At 68.8% G+C, this 24014-nt stretch carries 4 protein-coding genes and 1 pseudogene; 2 read left to right on the forward strand and 3 right to left on the reverse strand.

The annotated features are described in order from the left end of the window. The first annotated feature begins 16 nt into the window (after positions 1-16). Positions 17-535: a protein tyrosine phosphatase gene (locus tag ACFWB0_RS12095; protein ID WP_378490678.1), complete on the forward strand. Its 519-nt coding sequence runs from the start codon at positions 17-19 to the stop codon at positions 533-535. Here the strand turns inward: ACFWB0_RS12095 and ACFWB0_RS12100 are convergent. Both ACFWB0_RS12100 and ACFWB0_RS12105 read right to left on the reverse strand, forming a co-directional pair. Next, a complete protein-coding gene (locus ACFWB0_RS12100) occupies positions 506-2254 on the reverse strand; it encodes a polysaccharide biosynthesis tyrosine autokinase (RefSeq protein WP_378490679.1) in 1749 nt (582 codons plus the stop codon). The two genes, ACFWB0_RS12095 and ACFWB0_RS12100, sit on opposite strands and share 30 nt — an antisense overlap. Then, complete coding sequence (locus ACFWB0_RS12105) at positions 2254-21072, reverse strand: amino acid adenylation domain-containing protein (protein ID WP_378490680.1); 18819 nt, start codon at positions 21070-21072, stop codon at positions 2254-2256. The genes ACFWB0_RS12100 and ACFWB0_RS12105 overlap by 1 nt, the downstream gene beginning before the upstream one ends. A 238-nt stretch (positions 21073-21310) precedes the next feature. Between ACFWB0_RS12105 and ACFWB0_RS12110 the strand changes: the two genes are divergently transcribed. Continuing rightward, the gene (locus tag ACFWB0_RS12110) at positions 21311-23098 is read left to right on the forward strand and encodes a DUF4012 domain-containing protein (protein ID WP_378490685.1); all 1788 of its coding nucleotides are present in this window, start codon (positions 21311-21313) and stop codon (positions 23096-23098) included. Positions 23099-23344: 246 nt separating this feature from the next. Here the strand turns inward: ACFWB0_RS12110 and ACFWB0_RS12115 are convergent. Then, positions 23345-24014, reverse strand: a pseudogene (locus ACFWB0_RS12115) (IS1380 family transposase); the annotation flags it as partial.

The raw sequence follows: 24014 nt of genomic DNA on the forward strand, positions 1-24014 counted from the left end.
CCCCTACGATCGCCCAATGCGGATCTTCTTTGTGTGCACCGGAAACGTTTGCCGCTCGCCCACCGCTGAGCGCCTGACCTCCGCATACGCGGCCGAAGCCGGCCGGACCGATCTCACGGCACACAGCGGAGGCACCCGCGCCATGGTCGGGCACGGGATGGAGCCCACCGCAGCGCTGGTACTTCAGCAGCTCGGCGGCGACCCGGACGGATTCGTCGCCCAACGCATCACACCCCAGCTCGCGGAAGATTCCGACATGGTCATCACCATGAGCGAGCGGCAACGCAACAAGGTCGTCGAAGTGGCACCGCGCAAGATGCGCGTGACCTTCACCCTGCGTGAGGCCGCGCGCCTCATGGAGGCGAGTGGCGCCACCACCGTCGCAGAATTGGCAGCGGCCCGAACTCAGCACACTGCCGAGTCCGGGCCGGAGGACATCACCGATCCGATCGGCCAGGACGAGGAGACGTTCGTCGTGGTCGGTTCGGAGATCGCCGATCTGCTGCTACCCCTGCTTGCCCGAATCCGGGTTTGAGTCGTCGACCGGGCGTCGCGGTGCCTGGATCACCGGCCGCGTCGCCTGGCTCTCGGCTGCATGACCGTTCTTCGGCCCGAAGCCCGGCACGGACGAATACGCCTGCTGCGGGTACTGGTCGTCGCTGTGCCGTGACGGCGCGGGCGGGAACTGCTCGGACACGTTCCACGCGTCGTTGTCGGGCCGGTAGTCGCCGCTGGTCCGGTACGGCATGGCCTGTGTCGGCGCGGGCGTTGCATGCTGACCACTGGGTGCACGCTCGCTGTCGAACTGACGGGGCTGCTGAGGCGCCGGCGGATGCACCACCTTCTGAGCGGCCGGGACGGGCTGCGACGCGACCGGTGCGGCAGGCGTGGCCGGCTTGTCGGCCTCGTAGTAGTACCGGTACTCGTACGATCCCCCGCGACCCTTCGCCGGCGTCATGTTGAGGATCGTGCCCAGCACGGTCGCGTTGACCGACTGCAGGTTGCCGACGGCGCGAGCAAGCTGTTCCTTGGTGGTCTTGCCGTGCCGCGCGATGAGCAGAGCACCGTCGGTGATGGTGCTGAGCACGGCCGCGTCGGTGACGGGCAGCAGCGGCGGCGCGTCGATGATGACGTAGTCGAATCGCGACCGCAGGTCTTCGAGCACCTCGCGGGCGTGCTCGGAGCCGAGCAGCTCCGACGGGTTCGGCGGCAGCGCGCCCGCACCCAGTACCCACAGGCCGTCGTACTTGGTGGTCTGCATGACGTCGGAGATCGATGCCTGGTTGGCGAGCACGGTCGACAGGCCGGCACCGCCCATCACACCGAGGTACTTCGACACCCGCGGACGACGCAGGTCGCCCTCGACCAGTGCGACGGTGTGCCCTGCCTCGGTGAGCACCAGCGCGATGTTGATCGCGGTGGTCGTCTTGCCTTCGGTGGGCAGTGCACTGGTCACCACGATCGCGCGCGGCGGGTGGTCGACCTCGAGGAACTGCAGGTTGGTGCGCATTTCGCGATAAGCCTCGGCGTCACCGCTGTTGGCTTCGGCGAACGAGATGGCCGGCGCTTCCTGCCGCGCCTTGTCCATCGGGATCACACCGACCACACCGGCTCCGGCGATCTCCTCGATGGTCCCGCGGTCCTTGACGGTGTTGTCGAGGCGATCGCGCAGCACCGCGAGGGCAATACCGAGCAGCACGCCGACGGCCAGACCGAGTGCGACGTTGCGCATGGTCTTGGGTGTCACCGGCGCCGACGGTGTCGCAGCCTGGGTCTCCACGACGACGCGCGCCGTGGGAGGACCACCGTTCTCGGGGGTTTCGAGCTCACGGACCATGACGACGAACTCGTCGGACATCGCGTTGGCGATGTCGCGCGCCCGCTCGGGCGACGGGTCGGTCACGGCCATGTCGATCAGGACCGTGTCGGGGGCCGACGCCGCAGTGACCTTCGAGGCCAGTTCGTTGGGTGTCACGTCGGCGAGTCCGAGTGTCTCGATGGTGCGCTCGGCGAGGTTCGTGCCCGTCAGCAGCTTGGTGTACGACGCGACACGCTGCTGCGAGAACAGGTTGCCCTGGTAGATCTCCTGCACCGATCCGCCCGACGACGTCGACACGAACATCCGTGTCTTCGCTTCGTACTGCGGAGTGGTCAGTAGTGACGCTCCGAGTGCGGCGAGGACCGCGACGACCGTCGTCACTGCGACGATCTTCCACCTCGCCTGCAGAATTCGCAGGTAATCGTGTACTTCCATCAGGGCGTCTCCCTCGTTGCGGTTACTGCGCACCCAGCGGGCACGATGGGACAGTCGTCACGGTCTGCCAGCGCAGTGGCGAGAACCGGACCGATCGAACGGACTGCGTCCGCGCCGGTCAACTCCGAGTGCGTATACGGCACCGGGTGTTCGACGACGAGACCGTGCACGTATCGCTGCCAGGTCGCAGCGAGCTCTGGATGCCGGTCGAGATCTGGGGTGGCGACGAACAGGTCGATGTCGCCGTCGTAGGGGCGTGGTGTGTGACGCAGCGCGGCGGTCTCGACGGCCTGCGCTGCCGCGTCGACCCGCCCGAGTACGTCGCCGACGAGATCGGCGGGCAGTGCTGCGTAATCCAGTTCGGGTTCCGGTTCGGGTGATTCACCGACCGGAAGGGTTTCGGGCGTGAGGGTGTCGAGTAACGCGAGTACACCCACCTGTTCGCCGCGCTCCCGCAGTTGCACGGCCATCTCGTGGGCGATCGTGCCTCCCACCGACCAGCCGAGCAGGTGATACGGGCCCACGGGCTGCACCTTACGGACCTCGTCGACATATCGCGCGGCGAGTTCACCGATACTGTCCGGAAGGTCGTCGAACCCGAGTGCCTGCACGCCGTACAGTGCGCGGCCCTCCAGGTGGGCGCCGAGACCCCGGTAGCTCCACGCGAGCCCGCTGATGGGGTGGATGCAGAACAGCGGTGCACGTGCGTCGCCTGCGGTGAGTTCGACGACAGTACCGAGCGGATCGGTTGCCTCACCGCCGTGTTCGATGCGGTGCGCGAGTTCGTCGACCGACGACGAGGTGAACAGCCACTCGAGCGGAATGTCGCGGTCGAGTTCGGTGCGCAGGTCGCCGGCCAGTGCGACTGCGGCGATGGAACTTCCACCGAGATCGAAGAATCCGCGATCGGCCGAGACTGTATCGGCGGGCACGCCGAGGTGCCGCGCAAAGATCGCGGCAACGGTCTGCGCGAGAGGTCCCTGCGGCGGCACGAATTCGACTGCGGGTGCGTCGGGCGTCGGCAGCGCTTCGCGGTCGATCTTGCCCGACGACGTGAACGGCAGAGCGTCGACGACGGTGATGCTCGAGGGCCGCAGGTGTCGCGGGAGGTGGGCGGCGACGCGTCGTCGCAGGCTGTCGACCGTCGCACCGCCCTGCACGTAGGCGGCGAGCACGGCGTCGCCGGCCTGGTTGTCGACGACAACGGTGACGGCGGCGTCGACCTGCGGGTCGGCGAGGAGCACGGCGTCGACCTCTGCGGGTTCGACGCGGATGCCGTGGATCTGCACCTGATCATCGGCGCGGCCCACGTGGTCGAGCTGACCGTCCCGCCCGATTCGCACGAGGTCACCCGTGCGGTACAGCCGGTCTCCGGGAACACCGAACGGATCGGCCACGAATCGTGTTGCGGTATCTGCGCTTCGGTTGCGGTAGCCGCGGGCGAGCCCGCTGCCACTCACGTACAGTTCCCCGACCGTGCCGACGGGGACCGGGTGCAGGCGCGTGTCGAGGACGTGGGCGGTGGCCCCCGCGACCGGGCTTCCGATGCCGGGCTTCGCGTCACCGCGCAGGGGTCCGCCGACGGACACGCCGACGGTCAGCTCGGTGGGGCCGTATCCGTTGAACAAGCGGTGCCCCGACCACTTTCGGGCGAGCGCCGAGGTAAGCGATTCACCGGCCGCGACCACGGTCAGCGGCGCCACGTCGGGCGACAGGGTGGCGAGCACGGTGGGTGTGAGGTTGGCGTGGGTGATGCGTTCGTCGACGATCAACTGCTGCAGCGGCTCACCGGCGAAGGTGTGCTCGGGTGCGATCACCAGCGTGCCGCCGTGCGCGTGTGCGGTGAGCAGTTCGAACACGGCCGCGTCGAACGTGTGCGACGCCGCCTGCAGCACCCGCGCGCCGGGCGCCGCGTCGAGGCGTGCGCGCTGCAGGTCGACGAGGGCGGTGAGCCCGCGGTGCGTCACCTCGACGCCCTTCGGTGTGCCGGTCGTGCCGGATGTGTAGATCACATAGGCGGTGTCGTCGACGCGCACGGCCGGTACTGCGGGCACAAGCACGTCGTCGCGGTCGGCGGTGAGGTCGAGCCAGGTGACGTTACCGGGCCCGTATGCACCGACGGTGAGCCCGTAGGTGGCGCCGGAGTCGCGCAGGATCGCGTCGATGCGCGCGGCGGGTTGTGCCGGATCCACCGACACCCACGCGGCACCGCTCTTGGCGACCGCCCACACGGCGAGCGGCCAATGCTGATCGCGCGGTGACGAAATCGCGACGATATCGCCGGTGCCGATACCGCGCCGGGCGAGGTCGGCGGCGATCTCGTCGGCGCGGGCGGACAGCCCCGAGTACGTCCACACGACGTGGCCGGCCTGCACGGCGATGGCACCGGGATGCTCCGCGACGGCGTCGTCGAGCAGGTCGACCAAAGTGCGGGGCTCCACGGCGGGCGTCGACAGTGGCGCGGGTGCGGGGACGGCGAGGTCGCCGACCGGCAGTGCCGGACGGTCCACGGCGTCACCGAGCAGCGACACGTAGTCCGCGAGCAGCGACTCTGCGGTGGCAGTGTCGAACAGGTCGACGGCGTGCACGAGCCGCAGGTCGATGCCCCCGTGGTCGATATCACTGCGGTCGCCCCGTTCGACGACTTCGAGGACGAGATCGAACTGGGCGGGGGGCGCACCGGCGTCGGCTTCGGTGATTCGCAGTCCGGGCAGCTGGGGCAGCGTCTCGTCGGCTACGGCGCGGTGGGTGAGCAGCACCTGGAACAGCGGGTGGTAGGCCTGCTCGCGCGTCGGCGCGACCTTCGCGACCACCTCTTCGAACGGCACGTCGGCGTGGGCGAACGCGCCGAGGTCGGTGGCGCGCACGTCACGCAGCAGTGCGTCGAACGGCCGGGCGGGTTCGATGACGGTGCGCAGCGGCACGGTGCCGACGAACATGCCGACGAGGTGCTCGAGCTGGGGGTCGCCGCGACCGGCCACGGCGGTGCCGATGGTGATGTCGTCGCGGCCGCTGCGACGCGCGAGCAGTGCCGCGAGCACGGCGTGGGCCAGCATGAACACGGTCACGTCGTGGTTGCGTGCGGTTTCGCGGAGCCGGTGGTGGAGGTCGGCGGCGAGGTGGACGACGGTCTGCGCGCCGCGGTGGGTCGGGCGCGCGGGTCGCGGCCGATCGGTGGGCAGTGGCAGCGGGCTGTCGGGCGCGCCCGCGAGGATCGTCGCCCAGTAGTCGAGTTGCCGCGCGGCGAGCGACGTCGGATCGGTGGGGTCGCCGAGCAGGTCGTGCTGCCAGCGCGCGTAGTCGCCGTAGGAGACGGGCAGCTCCGTGAACTGCGGTGCGTTTCCGGCGAGACGGGCGGTGTAGGCACGCGACAGGTCGTCGAGCAGCGGGCCGACGGAACCGCCGTCGAACGCGATGTGGTGCACTGCGGCGGCGAGGATCCACCTGCCGGGCTCGACGTCCAGCAACCGGATCCGCAGCGGCGCCTCGGTGGCGAGGTCGAACGGTGTCGCGGTGATCTCGGCAATCCCTGCATCGATGTCGGTGTGCGAGAGCTGTTCGAGCGCAGGCGGGTCGAGCAGTACCTGACCGGCGTCGGTGTGTGCGGTCCGCAGGATGCGGTGGCGGTCGATCACGTCGCCGACCGCCGCGGCCAATGCGTCGACGTCGAGTTCGCCGGCGAGTGCGAGCACGACGGGCACGACGTATGCGGTCGTGTCGGGGTCGACGCGGCTCAGCAGCCACAGTCGTCGCTGCGCGGGCGCGAGAGGAGTAGGCCCATCGACATCGTAGTGCTGCAACGGGATCCGCGGATCTTCTTCACCGATGCTGTGAGCCAGCGCCACGAGGGTCGGGGCGTGCAGCACCGAACGCACGGGCACGTCCACTCCGAAAGCGTCGGTGAGGCGCGCGGCGAACACGACGGCCGACAGCGAGTCGCCGCCCGCCGCGAAGAATCCGCGATGCGCAGACGGCCGCACACCGAGCACGTGCTCGGCGACGGTGACCACGAGGTCTTCGGCGTCGGTGAGCGAGCGGTCGTCGACCACCACATCGTCGAACGGCTGCCCAGTGTCAACCAAATGTGCGGCATCGAATGATTCGAGCGCCGCCACGTCGAGCTTGCCGTTGGCGGTGAGCGGCAGTGCATCCACAACCCGCACACGACCGGGCATGCGCTGCGGCGGCACCACCAGCGACAGCGATGCCTGCACGTTCGTCGCGGTCAGCTCGTGTCCGGCGACGAACGCCACCAGCGTGCCGCCGAGCGCGAGCACCGCAGCGTGCCGCACGTCGGGCTGTGCGAGCAGCGACGCTTCGAGCTCGCCGGGTTCGATGCGCACGCCGCGCACCTTGAGCTGGCGGTCGGTGCGACCCCGGTAGGCGAGGGCATCGCCGGTGCGGTGCACGAGGTCGCCCGTGCGGTACATGCGGGTGCCGTCCGCCGCCGCGACGAAACGCTCGGCGGTGAGGGCGGGTGCATCGAGGTAGCCGGCGGCCAGTCCTGCACCGGCGAGGTAGAGCTCGCCGACGGCGCCGTCCGGTACCGGCCGCAGGCGGGTGTCGAGGACGTGGGCGACGGTGCCGGGCACCGGGCTGCCGATGCCGGCCGGGGCGTCGCCGGTGATCTCGACGAGGGTCGAGATGATCGTCGCTTCGCTGGGTCCGTATGCGTCGAGCATCGTGCGGCCTGCGGCCCAGCGTGCGGCCAGTGCGGGCGAGAGCGATTCGCCACCGGACGCGACGACACGCAGATCGGGCAGCCCGCCGGGGTCGAGGGTGCCGAGCACCGTGGGTGTCGAGAGGTAGTGCGTGACGTGCTCGTCGACGAGCAGGTGATGAAGGTCGGCCCCCGCATACACGTCGGGTGGTGCGACGACCAGCGTCGCCCCGCTCGTGTGCGCGAGGAGCAGTTCGAGCAGTGCGGCGTCGAATGCGGGTGAATATCCGTGCAGTACAAGGTCCCCGGGCGCGACCCGGTACCGCGCCCGAACCTCGGCGGCGAGCGGCGCGAGCCCGCGGTGCGTGACGGCGACGCGCTTGGGGGTGCCGGTGGAGCCGGACGTCGCGACCACGTAGGCGACATCGGGTGGGCACTGCTCGCCCACGCCGGTGGGCTCCGCGCCGGCAGACGACATGAACGCCGCGCCGGTTTTCGTGACGGCCCACAGCATGCGGATGTAGTCGACGCTGCGGGGCAGATCGATGCGCACGACCCGGCCCGGCCCGGCGCCGGTCGCGCGTAGTTCGTCGGCCACCGCATCGGACTGTTCGTCGAGTTCGCGGTAGGTGAGCGAAACGCCGTCACCGCGCACTGCTTCGCGGTCGGGGTGCGCGGCGGCGGTGGCGCGCAGCAACTCCGGCAAGGTGCGGAAGGCCGCGGGTGTGCCTCCGACAAGCGGCTCGGCCACCGCAGTGAACTTTGCATCGCCCACCGCGGCATCGGGTGCGGCAGTGAGGACATCGAGGATCGTCACGAATCGCTCGGCCAACCGGGCTGCGGTGGGTTCGGCGAAGCGGGATGCGTCGAACAGCACGGTTCCGACAAAACCATCGGAGCCGGGCGCGAGCGAGAACTGCAGATCGAATTTCGGTGTGTCGTCGATACTTTCCTGTGCTTCGAGTGTCAGCTCGCCCACCTGCAGCGGCTCCATGCCGAAGTCCTGCAGCGCCAGCGCCACCTGCGGTGTGCCGTGGATGTCGGCGACGATCTGCTCGAACGGCACGGCGGTGTGATCGAACGCGGCGACATCGAAGTCGCGCACCTGGGTGAGCAGCCCGGCGAACGGCATGTCGGGTGCCACGCGCGCCCGCAGCACAAGGGTGTCGAGGAACGGGCCGACAAGGTCTTCGAGCTGCGCCCAGTGACGTCCCCCGGTCACGGCGGCGACGGCGATGTCGTCGTGCGCGCCGAGGCGGGCGAGGAGCACCGACAGCGCGGCGTGCAGCACCATGAATTCGGTGGCGCCGTGCTCACGCGCAAGCCCCGCGACACGGTCGCGCACGTCGGCGGAAATCTCGAAGTCGAGGCGCTGTGCCACAGCCTCTGCGCCGGTGTGGTCGACGGGCAGCTCGGTCACGACGAGACCGTCGAGGGCGCGTTGCCAGTGCTCGATGTCGGCTGCCGGCACTCCGCGATCCTGCTCCCACAGTGCGTAGTCGGCGTACTGCAGCGGCAGCGGCTGCCACTTCGGCGCAGTGCCCGCGGTGCGTGCGAGATAGGCGACGGTGAGGTCGCGCAACAGCGGGCGCAGTGAGGCGCCGTCGGCGATGGAGTGGTCGACGTCGAGGTGCAGTACGTGCAGGTTCTCCGCGACCGGTTCGAGGCGGCTCGACCACCGCCCCCTACCGGTCACCACCTGGTGCACGCCGTCACCGTCGACGACGTAGTCGGTGCGCAGGATCTCGTGGCGCTGCGTCACGTCGTCGAGGGCTTCTTCGAGGGCGAGCACGTCGAGTGGTCCGCGCAACTGAACGGTGCTGTGCAGGCGGTAGGCGTCGGGTGCGAGAGCGCCCAGACCCCACAGGCGACGCTGGGCGCGGCCGAGCGGAATGCGGTCGGGTCTCGGCGACACCGCGACCGGCCCGTCCTCGCGCTCGGCGCCGCCGGCATCGATGACCGCGGCGAGCGCCTCGACGGTGGGGTGGGTGAACAGCGTCCGCAGCGACACGCTCACGCCGGTCTCGTCGCGCAGACGCCCGACGAGCACGGTCGCGAGCAGCGAGTTGCCGCCGAGGGCGAAGAAGTCGTCGTCGCGACCGATCGTGCCCCTGTCCAGGAGATCACCGAGCACCCGCGCCACCGTGATCTCGGTCCCGGTCGCCGGCTCCGACGAACCCGACGACGACAACGCGGGCAGCGCCGCCACGTCGATCTTGCCGTGTGCGGTGAGCGGGATCGTCTCGAGCGGCACGATCACCGTGGGCACGAGATGTGCGGGCAGCACGTCGCGCAGTGCGCGTCGCACGTCGTCGACGTCCACGCCGGCGGGTGTCACATACGACGTGAGAATCCCGTTGCGCGGCAACGTGACAGAGCGATCGATGCCGCTCAGGGCCGACAGTGTCGCGTCGATCTCGCCGGGCTCGATGCGCACACCGCGCAGTTTGAACTGATTGTCGCTGCGTCCGTGGAATTCGAGGGTGCCGTCGCGGCGCCACCGCACGAGGTCGCCGGTGCGGTAGCGGCGGGTGCCGCCGGGTGCGGCGATGAAACGTTCGGCGGTGCGGGCAGCGCCGCCGCGGTAGCCGGTGGCGAGGCGTCCGCCGCCCACATACAGTTCGCCGATCACGCCGATGGGCACGGGCCGCAGCCGGTCGTCGAGCACGACCACCGAGGACGACCGCACGGGCTTACCGATCACGATGTCGTCGCCCGGGTGCAGCGGCTTCGAGTTGGTGACGAACATGGTGGCTTCGGCGGGGCCGTAGCTGTTGATCAGGGTGCGTCCCGGCGCCCAGCGGTCGACGAGCGCGGACGTGAGGCGGTCGCCGCCGAGCATGAGCACCCGCAGGTGCGGCAGGTCGCGGGGTGGGACGGTCGCGAGGGTGGACGGTGTCATCACCGCGTGGGTGATGGCGTCGCGGTCGAGCAGGTCGGCGAGGGCGGCGCCGCCGTAGCTGTCGGCGTCGGCCACGATCAGCGTCGCACCGGACAGACCTGCGGTGAGGATCTCGAGCATCGCTGCGTCGAAGCTGGGTGCCGCCACGTGCAACACGCGGTCGCCGGGGACGGCACCGAGATCCTGGTTGATATCGTCGGCGAACGCACTCATACCGCGTTGGGTGATGGTGACGCCCTTGGGGTTTCCGGAGGTGCCGGAGGTGAACACGTAGTACGCGGGCGAATCGGGCGCCGGTTCGAAGACCGGGACGGGATCGAATTCGGTGCCGTTGTCGACGGGCACCCACGTCACGGTGCCGGGCAGATGGTTGCTCTCGCCCACACCGGCGGCGACGCCGTCGAGCATCGCGGCGAGGCGCGCGGTGGGCTGGGCGGGGTCGACGAGCATCGGAGCGGCCCCGGCGCGGACGATGCCCCACACTGCGAGCACCGACTCCAGCGACCGCGGCAGCGCACACGCCACCGCATCACCGGGGCGTACACCGGCGTCCTGGAGGCGGGCAGCGAGATCGTCCGCGTAGAAAAGGAGTTCGGGGTAGGTCAGTTCGCGGTCGCCGTCGCGCACGGCCACGTGGTCGCCGCCGAAGTCGGCGCCGGCGGCGAGGCGCTGCCGCAGCGACCGGGTCGACGCGGCGAAACGTCCCTCCACCACCGGGTTCCCACCGTCGATCAGGTCGATGTCGCCGAGCCGGACCTGCGGGTCGGTGACGGCGGCACGCAGGATCGCCGAGTACCGGTCGGCGGCGGCGGCGATGGTTTCCTCGTCGTACAGGTCTGTGCTGTAGAAGAATTCGAGGTCGAGGCCCGAACCGGTGGGGGTGGCGGTGATCTGCAGGTCGAGCTGGGTGTGGCGGGTGTCCACCGGCAGCACCGACACGTCCACTCCGGGCAGTGCGGCGGTGTCGACTGTGTTAGCGGTGTCAACGGCGTCGACGGTGGGCCGGTTCAGCGACAGCGACACCTGGAACAGCGGGTGCCGCGCTGCGCTGCGCACGGGGTTGAGGTGTTCGACGAGCGTCTCGAACGGCGCATCGGGGTGCATGTAGGCGCCGACGTCGCGGCTGCGTACCTGTTCGAGGAACTCGGTGAACGTCGCATCCGGGTTCACGTCGGTGCGCAGCACGAGGGTGCCGACGAACATGCCCACGAGGTCGTCGAGTTGTGGTTCGCCGCGACCGGAGACCACGGTGCCGATGGGGATGTCGCGGCCGGCGCCGTGTCGGTGCAGCAGGGTCGCGAGCGCGGCATGCAGCACCATGAACAGCGTCGCGTGTCCTGTGCGGGCGAGGTCGCGCACACCGTCGACGAGTTCGGCATCGAGGGAGACGACGTGCGCGGCGCCGTGTCCGGTGGGCTCCGCCGGACGCGGCCGATCGCTCGGCAGTGTCGTTTCCTCGGGCAGGCAGGCAAGCGTGTCGAGCCAATACGGCAGCTGTTCGTCGGCGATCGCGCGTTGACGCCGCGCAAAGTCGCTGTACTGCACCGGCAGCGGCGACCACGACGGCGCCACACCCACATGGCGCGCCTCATAGGCGACGGCGATGTCGCGTAGCAGCGGGGTGAGCGACCATCCGTCGGCGGCGATGTGGTGCAGCACCACCACGAGCACGTGCCGCTCGGGTGCCGTCCGGTACAGCCGCGTACGCAACGGCCGATCGACGGTGAGATCGAATCCGGCCGAGGCGAATTCGGTGACGAACTCGCCGAGCGCGTCATCGGGGACGGCGATGGGGTCGAGAACGACGGGCTCGGCAGGCAGCAGCACCTGCTCGGTTGCTGTGGGGTACACGGTGCGCAGTGTGCGGTGCCGTTCGATGAGATCCCCGAGGGCGGCGGCGAGGGCTGCGACGTCGAGATCGCCGTCGAGCTGCACCGCGAACGGCAGGTTGTAGCCGGGAGAGGCCGGGTCGAAGCGGTTGACGAACCACAGGCGCTGCTGGGCTGCGGACATCGGAGCTGCGGACATCGGTGCGAGACCGTCCCCCGCGACCAGTTGCGGCCGCGAGCGACCGGTGCCTGCTCTCTCCGTGATGACCGCGGCGAGCCCGGCGACGGTGCGGGCGTCGAAGATGTCGCGGACGGTGACGTCGACGTCGGTGATGTCGGTGAGGTGCCCGGCGAGGCGGGTGGCGAGCAGTGAGTTGCCGCCGAGGTGGAAGAAGTCGTCGGTCGCGGAGAGTCCCGCGGCACTGTGCACCGCGCCGACGCCGAGCAGCCCGGCGACCACTTCGGCGACGAGTTCTTCGACGGGTCCGTGCGGTGCCGCTCCCCCGGCGCTCGTGACCTCGGGCATCGGCAGGGCGTCGCGGTCGAGTTTGCCGTTGGCGGTGCGCGGCAAGGCGTCCAGTGTCACGGCGGCCGCGGGCACCAGGTAGTCGGGCAGGGTGCGGCGCAGTTCGCTGAGCGCGGCGGTGCTGTCGCCGCCCACGAGGTAGGCGACGAGCATGTCGTCGCGCAGCAGCACCGCGGCCTGGGTGACGCCGTCGCAGTCGAGGAGGGCGGCTTCGATCTCGCCGGGTTCGATGCGGTAGCCGCGCAGTTCGATCTGATGGTCGGCGCGGCCCAGATAGCGCAAGCCGCCGGAGCGGTCGCGGCGGGCGAGGTCGCCGGTGCGGTAGCGGCGGGCACCGCCGGGTGCGGCGACGAACCGGGCCGCGGTCAGTCCGGGTCGGCCGCGGTAGCCGCGCGCCAGCTGATCTCCGGTGACGTACAGTTCGCCGATCGCGCCGGGCAAGGCCTGCCGCAGCGACACATCGAGGACGTCGACGCCCATCCCCGGGATCGGGCTACCGATGCCGGCGGCGGTGGCTTCCCCGGCGGTGACGTGCACGGTGGTTTCCGTGATGCCGAACATGTTGACCGCGTGCACGTGCGGGTGCCGCCGCGCCCACGGCATCACGCGTGTGGGGTCGAGCGCCTCGCCGCCGAAGATCACGAGCCGCAGGTCTGGCAGCGACACGTCGAGGTCGGCGAGCTGGTAGAAGGCGCGGGGTGTCTGGCTCAGGACCGTAACGTGCTCGCGGGCAAGCAGGTCGGCGAATGCGGCGGGATCGCGCACAGTGTGGTGATCGATCACGACGAGTCGCGCGCCCGTGGTGAGCGCGCCCCACATCTCCCACACCGAGAAGTCGAAGGCAGGTGAGTGGAACAGCGTCCACACATCGCCCGGGACGCAGCCGAAATCGAACGTGGTCGCGGCGAGCAGCGTCGCCAGGTTGCGGTGGGTGACGAGCACACCCTTCGGGGTGCCCGTGGAACCGGACGTGTAGATCAGGTAGGCGCCGCTGTCCGTGGGGATGGGGGTGTCGAAGTCGGCGCCGTCGTCGATGCGGGCGGCGATTTCCGGGTCGTCGAGGTGCAGCGCGGGCACGGGCGCCTCGAAGCTGCTCTGCGCGAGCACAACCGACGGCGACGCATCGTCGAACAGCGCTCGCAGGCGCGGTGCGGGGTGGGTGACGTCGACCGGCAGGTATGTCGCCCCGGCGCGCGTGACGGCGAGGAGTGCGACGACGAGATCGAGCGAGCGCGGCAATGCCACGGCCACCACGTCATCGGTGCCGATGCCCCGTTCGCGCAGCACCGCGGCCAGACCACCGGAGCGCGACCACAGCTGCCCGTACGTGAGAGTCTCGCCGGCGTTGGACACCGCGACGGCTTCCGCGTCGTCGGCGACGCGGGCGGCGAGGAGGTCGAGGGGCGAGGTGGCCACAGACGGGAGCGTGACGCCGACGGGGGTGTGGTCGGCGCCACGCAGGGGGATACCGCCCACCGGACGAGCCGGATCCGCGGCAACCGAGTCGAGAGTACGCACAAGCCCCGTACCCCAGTCAAACAAGGTCTCACTTTCGAACATTTCCGCAGGAAAAGTGAACGTGCCCGTCAATCCCGCGGGCGTACCGGCGTCGGTGCGGTGATCGCGGATGTTCAGTTCGAGGTCCACACGCGCAGCGCCGGACGGCAACTCGCGCACCGCCGCGCCGGGCACGGTGAAGGTGTCGATGCCGAAGCTCTCGTAGGCGAGGATCACCTGGAACACCGGGTGGTGTCCGCTGGTGCTCGCACCCACGGCGTCGACGATGCGGTCGAACGGAACGTCGGCGTGCGCGAACGCGTCGAGGTCCACGCGGCGCGCGTCGGCGAGCAGGTCGGTGAAACTGGCCCGCGGCTGCACCGACAGGCGTAGCGGGACGGTGCCGACGAACATGCCCACCATGCCGTCGAGCGCGGCCTCGGTGCGTCCCGAGACGGGGGCGCCGATGACGATGTCGTCGGTCGCGGCGAGCGACGACAGCAGCGTCGCGAACGCGGCGTGCACCACCATGAACGGGGTGACGTCATTGGCGCGGGCGAGTTTGTCGATCGCGGCATGCACTTCGGCGGGCACCGTGAACCCGACCCGCCCCACAGTCCCGGCCATGTTGTGTGCGCGCGGGTGGTCGGTGGGCAACTCGAGCAGCGGCGGCGCGCCGGAGAGCGTCTGCTTCCAGTACGCGAGCTGCTTCGCGGCCAGGCTGTCGGGGTCGGATTCGTCGCCGAGAACGGCTGTGTGCCAACGCGCGTAGTCGCGGAAGGTGATCGACGAGCCGGCGAGGTCAGGGGTCTCGCCGGCTCGACGATCAGCATATGCCGTCGCAGCGTCGCGACCTAGTGGGAGTAGCGACAAACCGTCGACTGCGATGTGGTGGAGCACCACAGCGAGCGTGAACCCGGCGGTGGTGAGGTAGAGCTTCGCACGGACGGGCGCGTCGACGGTGAGATCGAAACGCGCACGGGCGAACTCGTCCAACCGATCGTCGAGCTCGGCGGGAGCGTCGATGGGCTCGAGATCGAGTTCCACCGTGTCGAGCAGGTTCTGACGCGGGCCGTCACCCGCATCGGGATAGACGGTGCGCAGTGTCTCGTGGCGGGCGATCACATCCGCGAACGCGGCGCGCAGGGCGTCGAGATCGGTGTCGGCGGCGAGGTCGATGGCGAAGGCGATGTGGTCGCCACCGTCGGTGCCGGCGGCGACATCGAACCGGTTGACGAGCCACATTCGCTGCTGTGCGGGGGCGAGCGGTGCGTCGCCCGGGTTGTCGGCGTGTCCGGTGTCGTCGCTGTGGACGAGCGGGATGTTTGCCACCGAACCGGAGGACGCAACCACGCGGGCGAGGTCGGCGACGGTGGGGTTGTCGAACACGTCGCGCACACCCACGCGCCGGCCCGCGACCGCGCCGAGCCGGGCTGCGAGGGTGGTGGCGAGCAGCGAGTTGCCTCCGCTCGCGAAGAAGTCGTCGTCGCCCGACACGGCGGACGTCCCCAGCACATCGGCGACTATCCCGGCGACGAGTTCTTCGGTGACGCTCCGGAACCCGTGATCGGCGGTGGATTCTGCGGCAGGGACGGGCAGTGCAGCGCGGTCGATCTTTCCGGTGCTGGTGAGCGGCACCGCGTCGAGCACGGTGACGGTCGAGGGCACCATGTGTCGCGGCAGGCGGGTGGCGAGCCGGTCGCGGATCTCGCGTCCGTCGAGCTGGATGTCGGGGCTGTGCACGTACGCGGCGAGTGCGCTGTCTCGGACGACGGTGACGGCGGTGCGCACACCCGGGTGGTCGTGGAGAACGGCGTCGATTTCACCGAGTTCGATGCGGAAGCCGCGGATCTTGACCTGGTGGTCGGCGCGGCCCACGAAGTCGAGGGCGTGGTCGCGGGTCCAGCGCACGAGGTCGCCCGTGCGGTACATGCGACCACCGCCGAACGGGTCGGCGACGAAACGCTCGGCAGTGAGGGCGGGTGCGTCGAGGTATCCGCGGGCCACGCCCTGCCCCATGAGGTACAGCTCGCCGGTCACGCCGTCGGGCACGGGTCGCAGGCGATGATCGAGCACCGCCGCGGTGACGCCGACGAGACCGGTCCCGATGGTGAGCGCACCTCCCGGCCGCAACGGGGTGCTGGCGGTGGCGATCACCGTGGTTTCAGTGGGCCCGTACACATTCAGCATCGTGCGACCCGGCGACCACCGTTCCGCGGTCTCCGCCGGCCATTTCTCGCCGCCCACCGCGAGGACTTCGAGGTCGTCGAGTCCGGCCGGGTCGAGCTGGGTCGGCACCGACGGCGTCGTGAACCAGTGCGTGATGCGCTCGCTACGAAGTAGTTCGAGCAGTTCGTCGCCGCCGAACAGATCGGGCGGTGCCACCACGAGGGTTCCGCCCGCGGTCAACGCCATCACCTGTTCGAGCACGGCACCGTCGAAGGCGGGGTTCGCGAAGTGCAGGATGCGGGCGTCGTCGTGCAATGCGAAACGTTCGACGAACGACTGTGCGAGCGGCCCGAGTCCGCGGTGCGCGACCGCCACGCCCTTCGGCTTACCCGTCGACCCGGAGGTGTAAACGAGGTAGGCGAGGTTGTCGAGATGCACCGGTCGCACGCGGTCGGCATCGGTGATCTCACGGGTGTCGCCGTCGAGCGTGAACGGCACGATCTCCACACCCGACGGCACAGGCACGTCGGGGCCGGCGATCGCGTACTCGACGCCGGAGTCGGTGAGCAACGCGTTGATGCGGGCGGCAGGCTGGGCGGGGTCGACGGGCACGAACGCCGCGCCGGTGAGAGTCACGGCGGCGGCCGCGATCACCGACGACACGCCGCGCGGCACCATCACCGCGACACGGTCTTCGGCTCCCACTCCCCTGCCGAGCAACGTCCACGCCAGCGGCCGGGCGGCGGTCGCGATGCGGAGCGGCTCGCCGCCGGGTTCGACGACCCGCGCCGCGGAACGTTCGATGATGTCGGCGAAGGTGGCTTCCGGTCCGGGTTCGGCGACCGTCACGGGGACGGCGCCGAGGTCGACGTCGCTCACCGGCTCAGTGGGGTGTTGCGCGACGTGTTCGAGCACCGTGCCCAGTCGCTGCGACCACGTGGCGATGGTGGTGTGGTCGAACAATGTCGTGTCGTAGACGAGGCGGCCCGTCAAAGACCCGTCGGGCATGGCACGTATCGAGATCTCGAGGTCGAACCGTGCTCGAGCCGAGCCGATTTCCTGCGGCCGCACCGTCAGGTTCGGAAGTTCGAGGTCGGGGACGTCGACGTTGTCGTAGGCGAGCATCACGCTGAACGGGCTGAACCCGAGTGCGTCGACGACCTGCTCGAACGGCACGGTGGCGTGCGCGAATGCGTCGAGGTCGGTGTCACGGGCCGCGGTGAGCAGCGAGGTGAAAGGCGCGGCGGGGTCGACGTGGAGGCGCAGTGCGACGGTGCCGACGAACATGCCGACGAGGGCGTCGAGGTCGGGATGGTCGCGGCCGGCCGTGCCGGTGCCGATCGCGATGTCGCGGCCGGAAGTCCACGCCGACAACCACACCGCGACCGCGGCGTGCACGGCCATGAACACGGTGGCGTCGTGGGCAGAAGCGATCGAGCGCAGTGCGTCGACCTGGTCGGCGGGCACCGTGAACTCCACCGCGGAGGCCGGGCCGAACCCGCCGTTGCGCGGACGGTCGGTGGGCAGCGGCGCTGCGGCGTCGAGCCCGGCGAGGGCGGTGCTCCAGTAGGCGAGTTCGCGGCCGGCGAGGCTCGCGGGGTCGGCGGTGTTGCCGAGCCGGTCGCGGTGCCAGCGGGCGTAGTCGCGGTACTGCAGCGGCAACGGCTCCCACGCGGGTGCCTGCCCGTCCACGCGCGCGGCGTATGCGACGGCGACGTCGGTGGTGAGCGGCACGAACGACGCGCCGTCGAGCGCGATGTGGTGGGCGACCACCGCGAGCACGTGCCGATCCTCGGCCACGCGAAGCAGTCGGACGCGGAACGGGATGTCGGAGGTGAGATCGAACGGTGCGGCCGCCCACTCCCTGATCACCGTATCGACGGCCGCCTCATCGATGGCTTCACGGTCGAGTGTCGGGACGGCAGCGTCGATCCCGAGCACCTCTTGTACCGGTCCGTCGCTCGTGATCGAGAAGACGGTGCGGAGGATGTCGTGACGACCGAGCACATCAAGGAGCGCGGCCTGCAGCGCCGGCACGTCGAGTGCGCCGTCGAGATGCAGGGCGAACGGCAGGTGGTAGGCAGCGGGGTCTCCGTGCGCGCGGGCGAGAAGTAGTAGTCGCTGCTGGGCCGGGGCCAGCGGAGCCGGCCCGGTCTCGGCCAGCGCAACCGGACCCGACGCGGCGAGCGGGCGTGCCTCGGCTGCGGCAGCGAGCCGGGTGACGGTGGGGTGCTCGAACACATCGCGGAGCTGCACGTCGCGGCCGAGTGCAGCACCCAGGCGCGCGGCGAGCTGCGCGGCACCGAGAGAGTGGCCACCGAGTTCGAAGAAGTCGGCGTCGCCGCCCACGTTGTCGGCGGCGGTGAGGTCGGTGAACAGTTCGGCCACAAGTAGTTCGGTGGGACCGCTGAGCGGCTTCGACCCGGCAGATGCGGCTGCGGGGGTGGGTAGTTCACGGTGGTCGACCTTGCCACCCGGGGTGAGCGGCAGGGCGTCGAGCACGGTGATCGACGTGGGCCGCAGATAGCCGGGGAGTTGTTCCGCGAGGTGGATGGTGAGGTCGGGAACGTCGACGTCGCCCACCACGTACGCGGCGAGGTGCTCGCCGCGCACCACCACAGTGGCGGCGCGCACGGCGTCGAACGAGGTCAGGGCCGCTTCGATCTCGCCGAGTTCGATGCGGCGGCCACGGATCTTCACCTGCTGATCGGCGCGGCCGAGGAAGACGAGCTGTCCGTCGGAGTGCCAGCGCACCACGTCGCCCGTGCGGTACATCCGACCACCGAACGGGGACGCGACGAACCGCTCGGCGGTGAGTGCGGGTGCACCGAGGTAGCCGCGGGCCACGGCGTCTCCCCCGAGGTACAGCTCGCCGGACACTCCGACAGGCACGGGGTGCAGGCGGGAGTCGAGGACCACGGCGGTCATGCCGTCGATCGGCCGACCGATAGGAACACCGGCGCCGGGTTCCAGTGGCGCGCTGAGTGTCGCGAGGACTGTGGTTTCCGTCGGGCCGTACGCGTTGAGCATGGTGCGGCCCGGCGACCAGCGGTCGGCGACGGCCTGCGGCAGCGATTCGCCGCCGGCGTCGAGCATCGTGAGATCGGGCAACCCGTGTTCGGGAGTGACGGCGAGGACGGCCGGTGCGGTGATGGCGTGGGTGACGCGTTCGGTGCGCAGCAGTGTCGCGAGTGCGGGGCCGCCGACGGCGTCGGGTGGACACAGGACGACGGTGGCGCCCGCGTCGAATGCCAGCAGTAGTTCTTGCAGCGACGCGTCGAAGCTGGGTGCGGCGAGGTGCAGCACGCGCAAGTCGGCGTCGGCGTTGTAGCGGTCGCGCAGGGTGGTCACCAGCGCAGCGATACCGCGGTGCCCGACGGCGACGGCCTTCGGTGTGCCGGTGGAGCCGGAGGTGTGGATCACCCACGCTGGGTTGTCGAGGTGCAGCGCGCGCAGCCGGTGCGCGGCGGTGAACTTCTCGGACGTCTCCCGGTCTGCGGCGGGCGCGACCCGCGCGACGTGTGCGGGAAGCGGCTGCGCACCCACGACGGCAACCGGCACGTCGGTGAGCAGTTCGGCGAGGCGGATCTCGGGAAGTTCCGGGTCGATCGGAGTGTAGGCGGCGCCGGTCTTCGCGACGGCCCACAGCGCGATCACCGAGTCGATCGAGCGTGGCAGCAGCACCGCGACGCGGTCTTCGGGACCGGCACCGGCAGCGACGAGTCGGTGGGCGAGTTCGTCGGAGCGGGCGTCGAGTTCGCGATAGGTGAGCGAACGGTCGCGGTCGCGCACGGCGGTGCGGTCGCTGTCTGCGTGTGCGGTGAGCAGGTTGGGCAGCAACTGCGGGGCAGGTGCCCCCTTGCCGCGCGCCGGGGTGATGCCGTCGAGTTCGTCGGCGGTGGCGAACGGCAGATCGCCCACCGGTGCCGACGGGTCGCTGACGAAGTGCAGGAGGAAGTCGAGGAACCTGCGGTGCAGGAAATCGAGGTAGTCCTGCGTGTACAGGTTGGGATTGGCTTCGAAGTCGACGCGGAGGGTCTTACCCGGAATTCCCGCATACACATTCATCGACAGGTCGTCGACGGGTCCGGTGGACTGCACGTGGTAATCGGCCGGCACGTCGCCGTAGACGATCGGCTGATGGAAATTCATGACGTTGACGACGGGCCCGAAGGCGTTTCGCGTCTCGGTGTGTTCGCGGCCGAGTGCGCGGAGGTCGGCGAGCATGTCGGCATACGGATACCGCTGATGACGCAACGCGCCGTTGAGCTCCACCTGAACGCTGCGGATCAAATCGGTTCCCGACGCCGACAGATCGAGGTGCACGCGCAGCGGCACCACGTTGGATACCGCACCGCCGGATCTCCGCAGTGCAGCAGTGGTCCGAGCCGAGACCGGAAGCGACAGAACTACATCGTCGGTGCTTCTGGTGCGCGCCAGGAATGCGGCGAATGCGCTCAGGACAATCGGGACGTCTGTGGCGTTCAGCTCGTGTGCCCGGTCGGTGATCGCATCCGACAGCTCGATCGACACAGCAGTCGCAGAGCGCCGCGCGGGCATCGTAGGCGGAGCAACTTCGCCGATCAGTGAGAGCGGCTCGGGTAGATCCGCCAAGCGCTGCGCCCAATGCTCCCGGTCGCCGGCCTGTCGCTTCGACCCGATGTATGCGGCCTCGAACTCGATGATCTTCTCGATCGGCAAAGACTTGACCGGCGGCGTCTCTTCGCCCGCGATCCGCGCCGAGTACAGCTCGGCAGCGCGGCTCAGCTGCACCATTCCGCCATGGCCGTCGAGCGCAATGTGGTGGACGTAGCTCGACAGGAAATACCGCTCGTCGTCGATATGCAGCAACACGCTCGCGATGAGCCGATCTCGGAAGAGATCCATTCGTGTCGAGAAGCGCTCGGTCATCCACCGATGCGCGGTCGCCTCCGGATCATCGAAGCCGCGCAAATCGACATATGGGACATTATCGTCATATTCGATATCCACGAACTGATCTGGAACACCGTCGCCCTCGGCGAGAAAAAGAAAGCCGGACTCCACATCGCGCGCAGCCTGGACCATGGCTTCTGCTACGAGACGGTGATCGAGCTTGCCCCGAAACTCCAAGTACTGGGCAGTAATAAAGGGCACGCCCGGGTTCAATACCTGGGCGTACCATAGCCCCCGCTGGCTTGGGGACAGCGGAAGTCTATGCACCACGCTCCCTCGCCTCACCCGACAAATGCACATACTCCGAGGCGCGATAGCTACGCTGATTACCGCCCCGACAAACCGCAGCTGATGCCTCCCAACACCGTTGCCACGATCAACAGAACAAAGTATATCCGGGGTTATGGAAGCTCACCACTTGAACAGACAGCCAACTTGAATCTCGGTTATCGTTCCGGCGAAGAAACTCGAAGGGGGCACAGGCCGCGTGAACAATGTTACCGGTGAGTCAGATTCGTCCGATGGGCGTCGACGCAAGGTGCGTCGACGCTTGTCCGATGAGGAGATTGCAGCACGTCGCGGGAAGCGTCGGCGCGTGCAGATCGGCAGCGGTGTCGGCATTCTCGTCGTGGTCGGATTCTTCGGGTGGCTCGGATATGAAGGCCTACAGGCGAAGTCGAGCCTCGAGAAGGCGCAGGATTTCGCCGTGCAGGCGAAAGATGCTTTGCTGTCGGGCGATACCGACGCCGCAACGCGCACAGCCGGCGATGCCGATCGCTACGCACAGGAGGCGCAGGGTTCGGTTGATTCGTTCCCGTGGCGCGTGGCCGGCGCGGTTCCATGGTTGGGCAGCCCCTTCGATACGACACGGCAAATGACCACGATTGTGAGTGGTCTCACACACGATGTGCTGCTTCCCGCGGTCGATGCAGGCAGTGCAGTGTCTCCGGATCAACTGATTCTCGACGGTGCGCGCATCAATCTCGCGGCACTTCGCGACGCCGCGCCGGTGCTGGAAACCACGTCCGCCTCGATCACGGACCTCGACACGCAGGCGCAGGCGGTCGACAGCACATATCTCGGACTGATCGACGACGCACGCCTGGACCTCCAAGATCAAGTGTCCGAATTGTCTGGCCTGCTCAATAATACGTCGACGGCGGCGAAAATCGCGCCCGCGATGCTGGGTGCGGATGGACCGCGCAGCTACTTCATCGGTTTCCAAACCAACGCCGAGGCGCGTGGGACCGGCGGACTGCTGGGCGGGTTCGCGGTGGCCCAGGCGAACGATGGCGCAGTGAGCATCGACGACGTCGCCAGCAACCGCGATCTCGAGTTCGATTACGCACCCCTCGATCTCGGACCTGACTTCAAACAGGCCTACGGCCACAGCCGCGCCACTCAAGATTTCCGTAACAGCAACGTCAGTTCACACTTCCCCTACGCCGGTCAGATCTGGCAGTCGATGTGGGAGCAGGAAACCGGCGAGCGCGTTGATGGTGCCATTGCGACCGACCCTGTGGCGTTGAGCTATGTCCTCGAGGTTGTCGGTGACGTGACCCTGCCGAGCGGGGAGAAGATCACTGCAGACAACGTGGTTGAATTGACCGAATCGACCGCATATTCCCGTTTTGGCGACGATCAGGCTGCGCGTAAGGCGTATCTCGAGACGGTCGCCAAGACGGTGGTCGAGAAGTTGACCGGCAGTATCTCGAAGCCGCAGGCACTCTTGGAAGCGCTTGGGCGTGCAGTCGGCGAGGGCAGGCTGTCGGTGTGGAGCTCTGTTCCTGAAGAACAAGAAGTGCTCGCCGGAACCGCGTTGGGCCACGTTGTCCCGGACGATCCTGCGCCGTACGCAGGTGTGGTGATCAACAACCTCGGCGGCAACAAGCTCGACTACTACCTTGAGCGGGAGATCGAGTACACCGCGGGTTCCTGCGAAGGTGAGACACGTAATTCGACAGTCACGGTTCGCCTTAAAAACCAACTGCCTCCAGGGGATTACACAAGATATGTCGCAGGAATGTTCGACAATCCAATCGGCGCACCAGTCGGCACCAATCTCACAGACATTGCGCTCCTAGCGACACAAGGCGCCAAGCTTACTAAGACGAGCGTGGATGGCGCCTCGACATTCGTGTTCAACAGCACCGAACTGGGGCATCCCATGTTCAATGCACAAGTTCCGATACCGCAGGGACAAACCGTCGAGATTGTTTATGAATTGGTCGAACCGACATATCCAGGAGCACCACGCGTGCCGATACAACCGCTCATCGACGAGCCGATCATCACAGCCGATGTTCCAGTCTGCGGAGAGGGATGATCGCGATCGTGTAGTCCAGGTCCTTGGACCGCTTCAAGCTTCACCTTCTGGATGGGACACCCAAGTCGGGGCTAACCTCAATCTTTCGTGAGTCCCACGTGTCGACCTGAGCGCTCCGGATTGGTTGTTGCCCGACGCCGACCCGGTGTCGAGCAAAGACGAGTCGTCCGACGCGGTCGGTGGCGTCCGGGTCCACGGCCTCGGAGGTGGTGCGTCTTTCGTCTGGTGTGGTCGGGTTTATGCAGGTCAGAGCGGGTTGGGAAGGGCGTCCAGCCTAGTGAGGACAACCTCGATCAGATGGCCCCAGGGTGCGTGCGCAGACAACCGCAGGTGTGTTCGACGGGCGTGGCGGGCGATCCGTCCTGCGATCGAGAACAGGCGCAGTCGTAGACGTTTCGGCTCCCACCGCCGAGCATCGCTCCCGGCGAGGGCGAGGGTCTGCATCCAGGCGGTCAGCTCGACGGCGAGAGCGACGACCGCGAGCCAGAGCTGATTCTGCGCGAAGCCATGCAGCGGGAAGTTCTCCAGACCGGTGTCCTTGGAGGTGCGGATGCGGTCCTCGCAGCGGGCCCGGCGACGGTGCCGCAACTGAAAGATCGGCGAGCTGCCCGCGCCGAGTGTTGGTGGCGAATGCGGTCAACCGCAGCCCGTCGACGTCGGTGAACCGCAGCTGTGCGCCGGGGTGCGGGCGTTCCTTCCTGACTATCACCCGCATGCCGTCCGGCCAGCCGGACAGATCGAGAATGTCGGTGGCCTCGACGACCCAGGCGCCGTCGCGAGGGTGGCCGTCGGCGTTGTAGGCGGGTGTCCACGCGTCGGCGGGGATGTCGTCGAGGCGCGCGGTGATCTGGTCGGTCAGGCCGAACCCGATTGAGTACGACAGCTTCTGTCGCTCGAGGTACTCGACGAATGCATG

It is taken from the genome of Rhodococcus sp. NPDC060086 (assembly GCF_042730275.1).
GTDB lineage: Bacteria > Actinomycetota > Actinomycetes > Mycobacteriales > Mycobacteriaceae > Rhodococcus.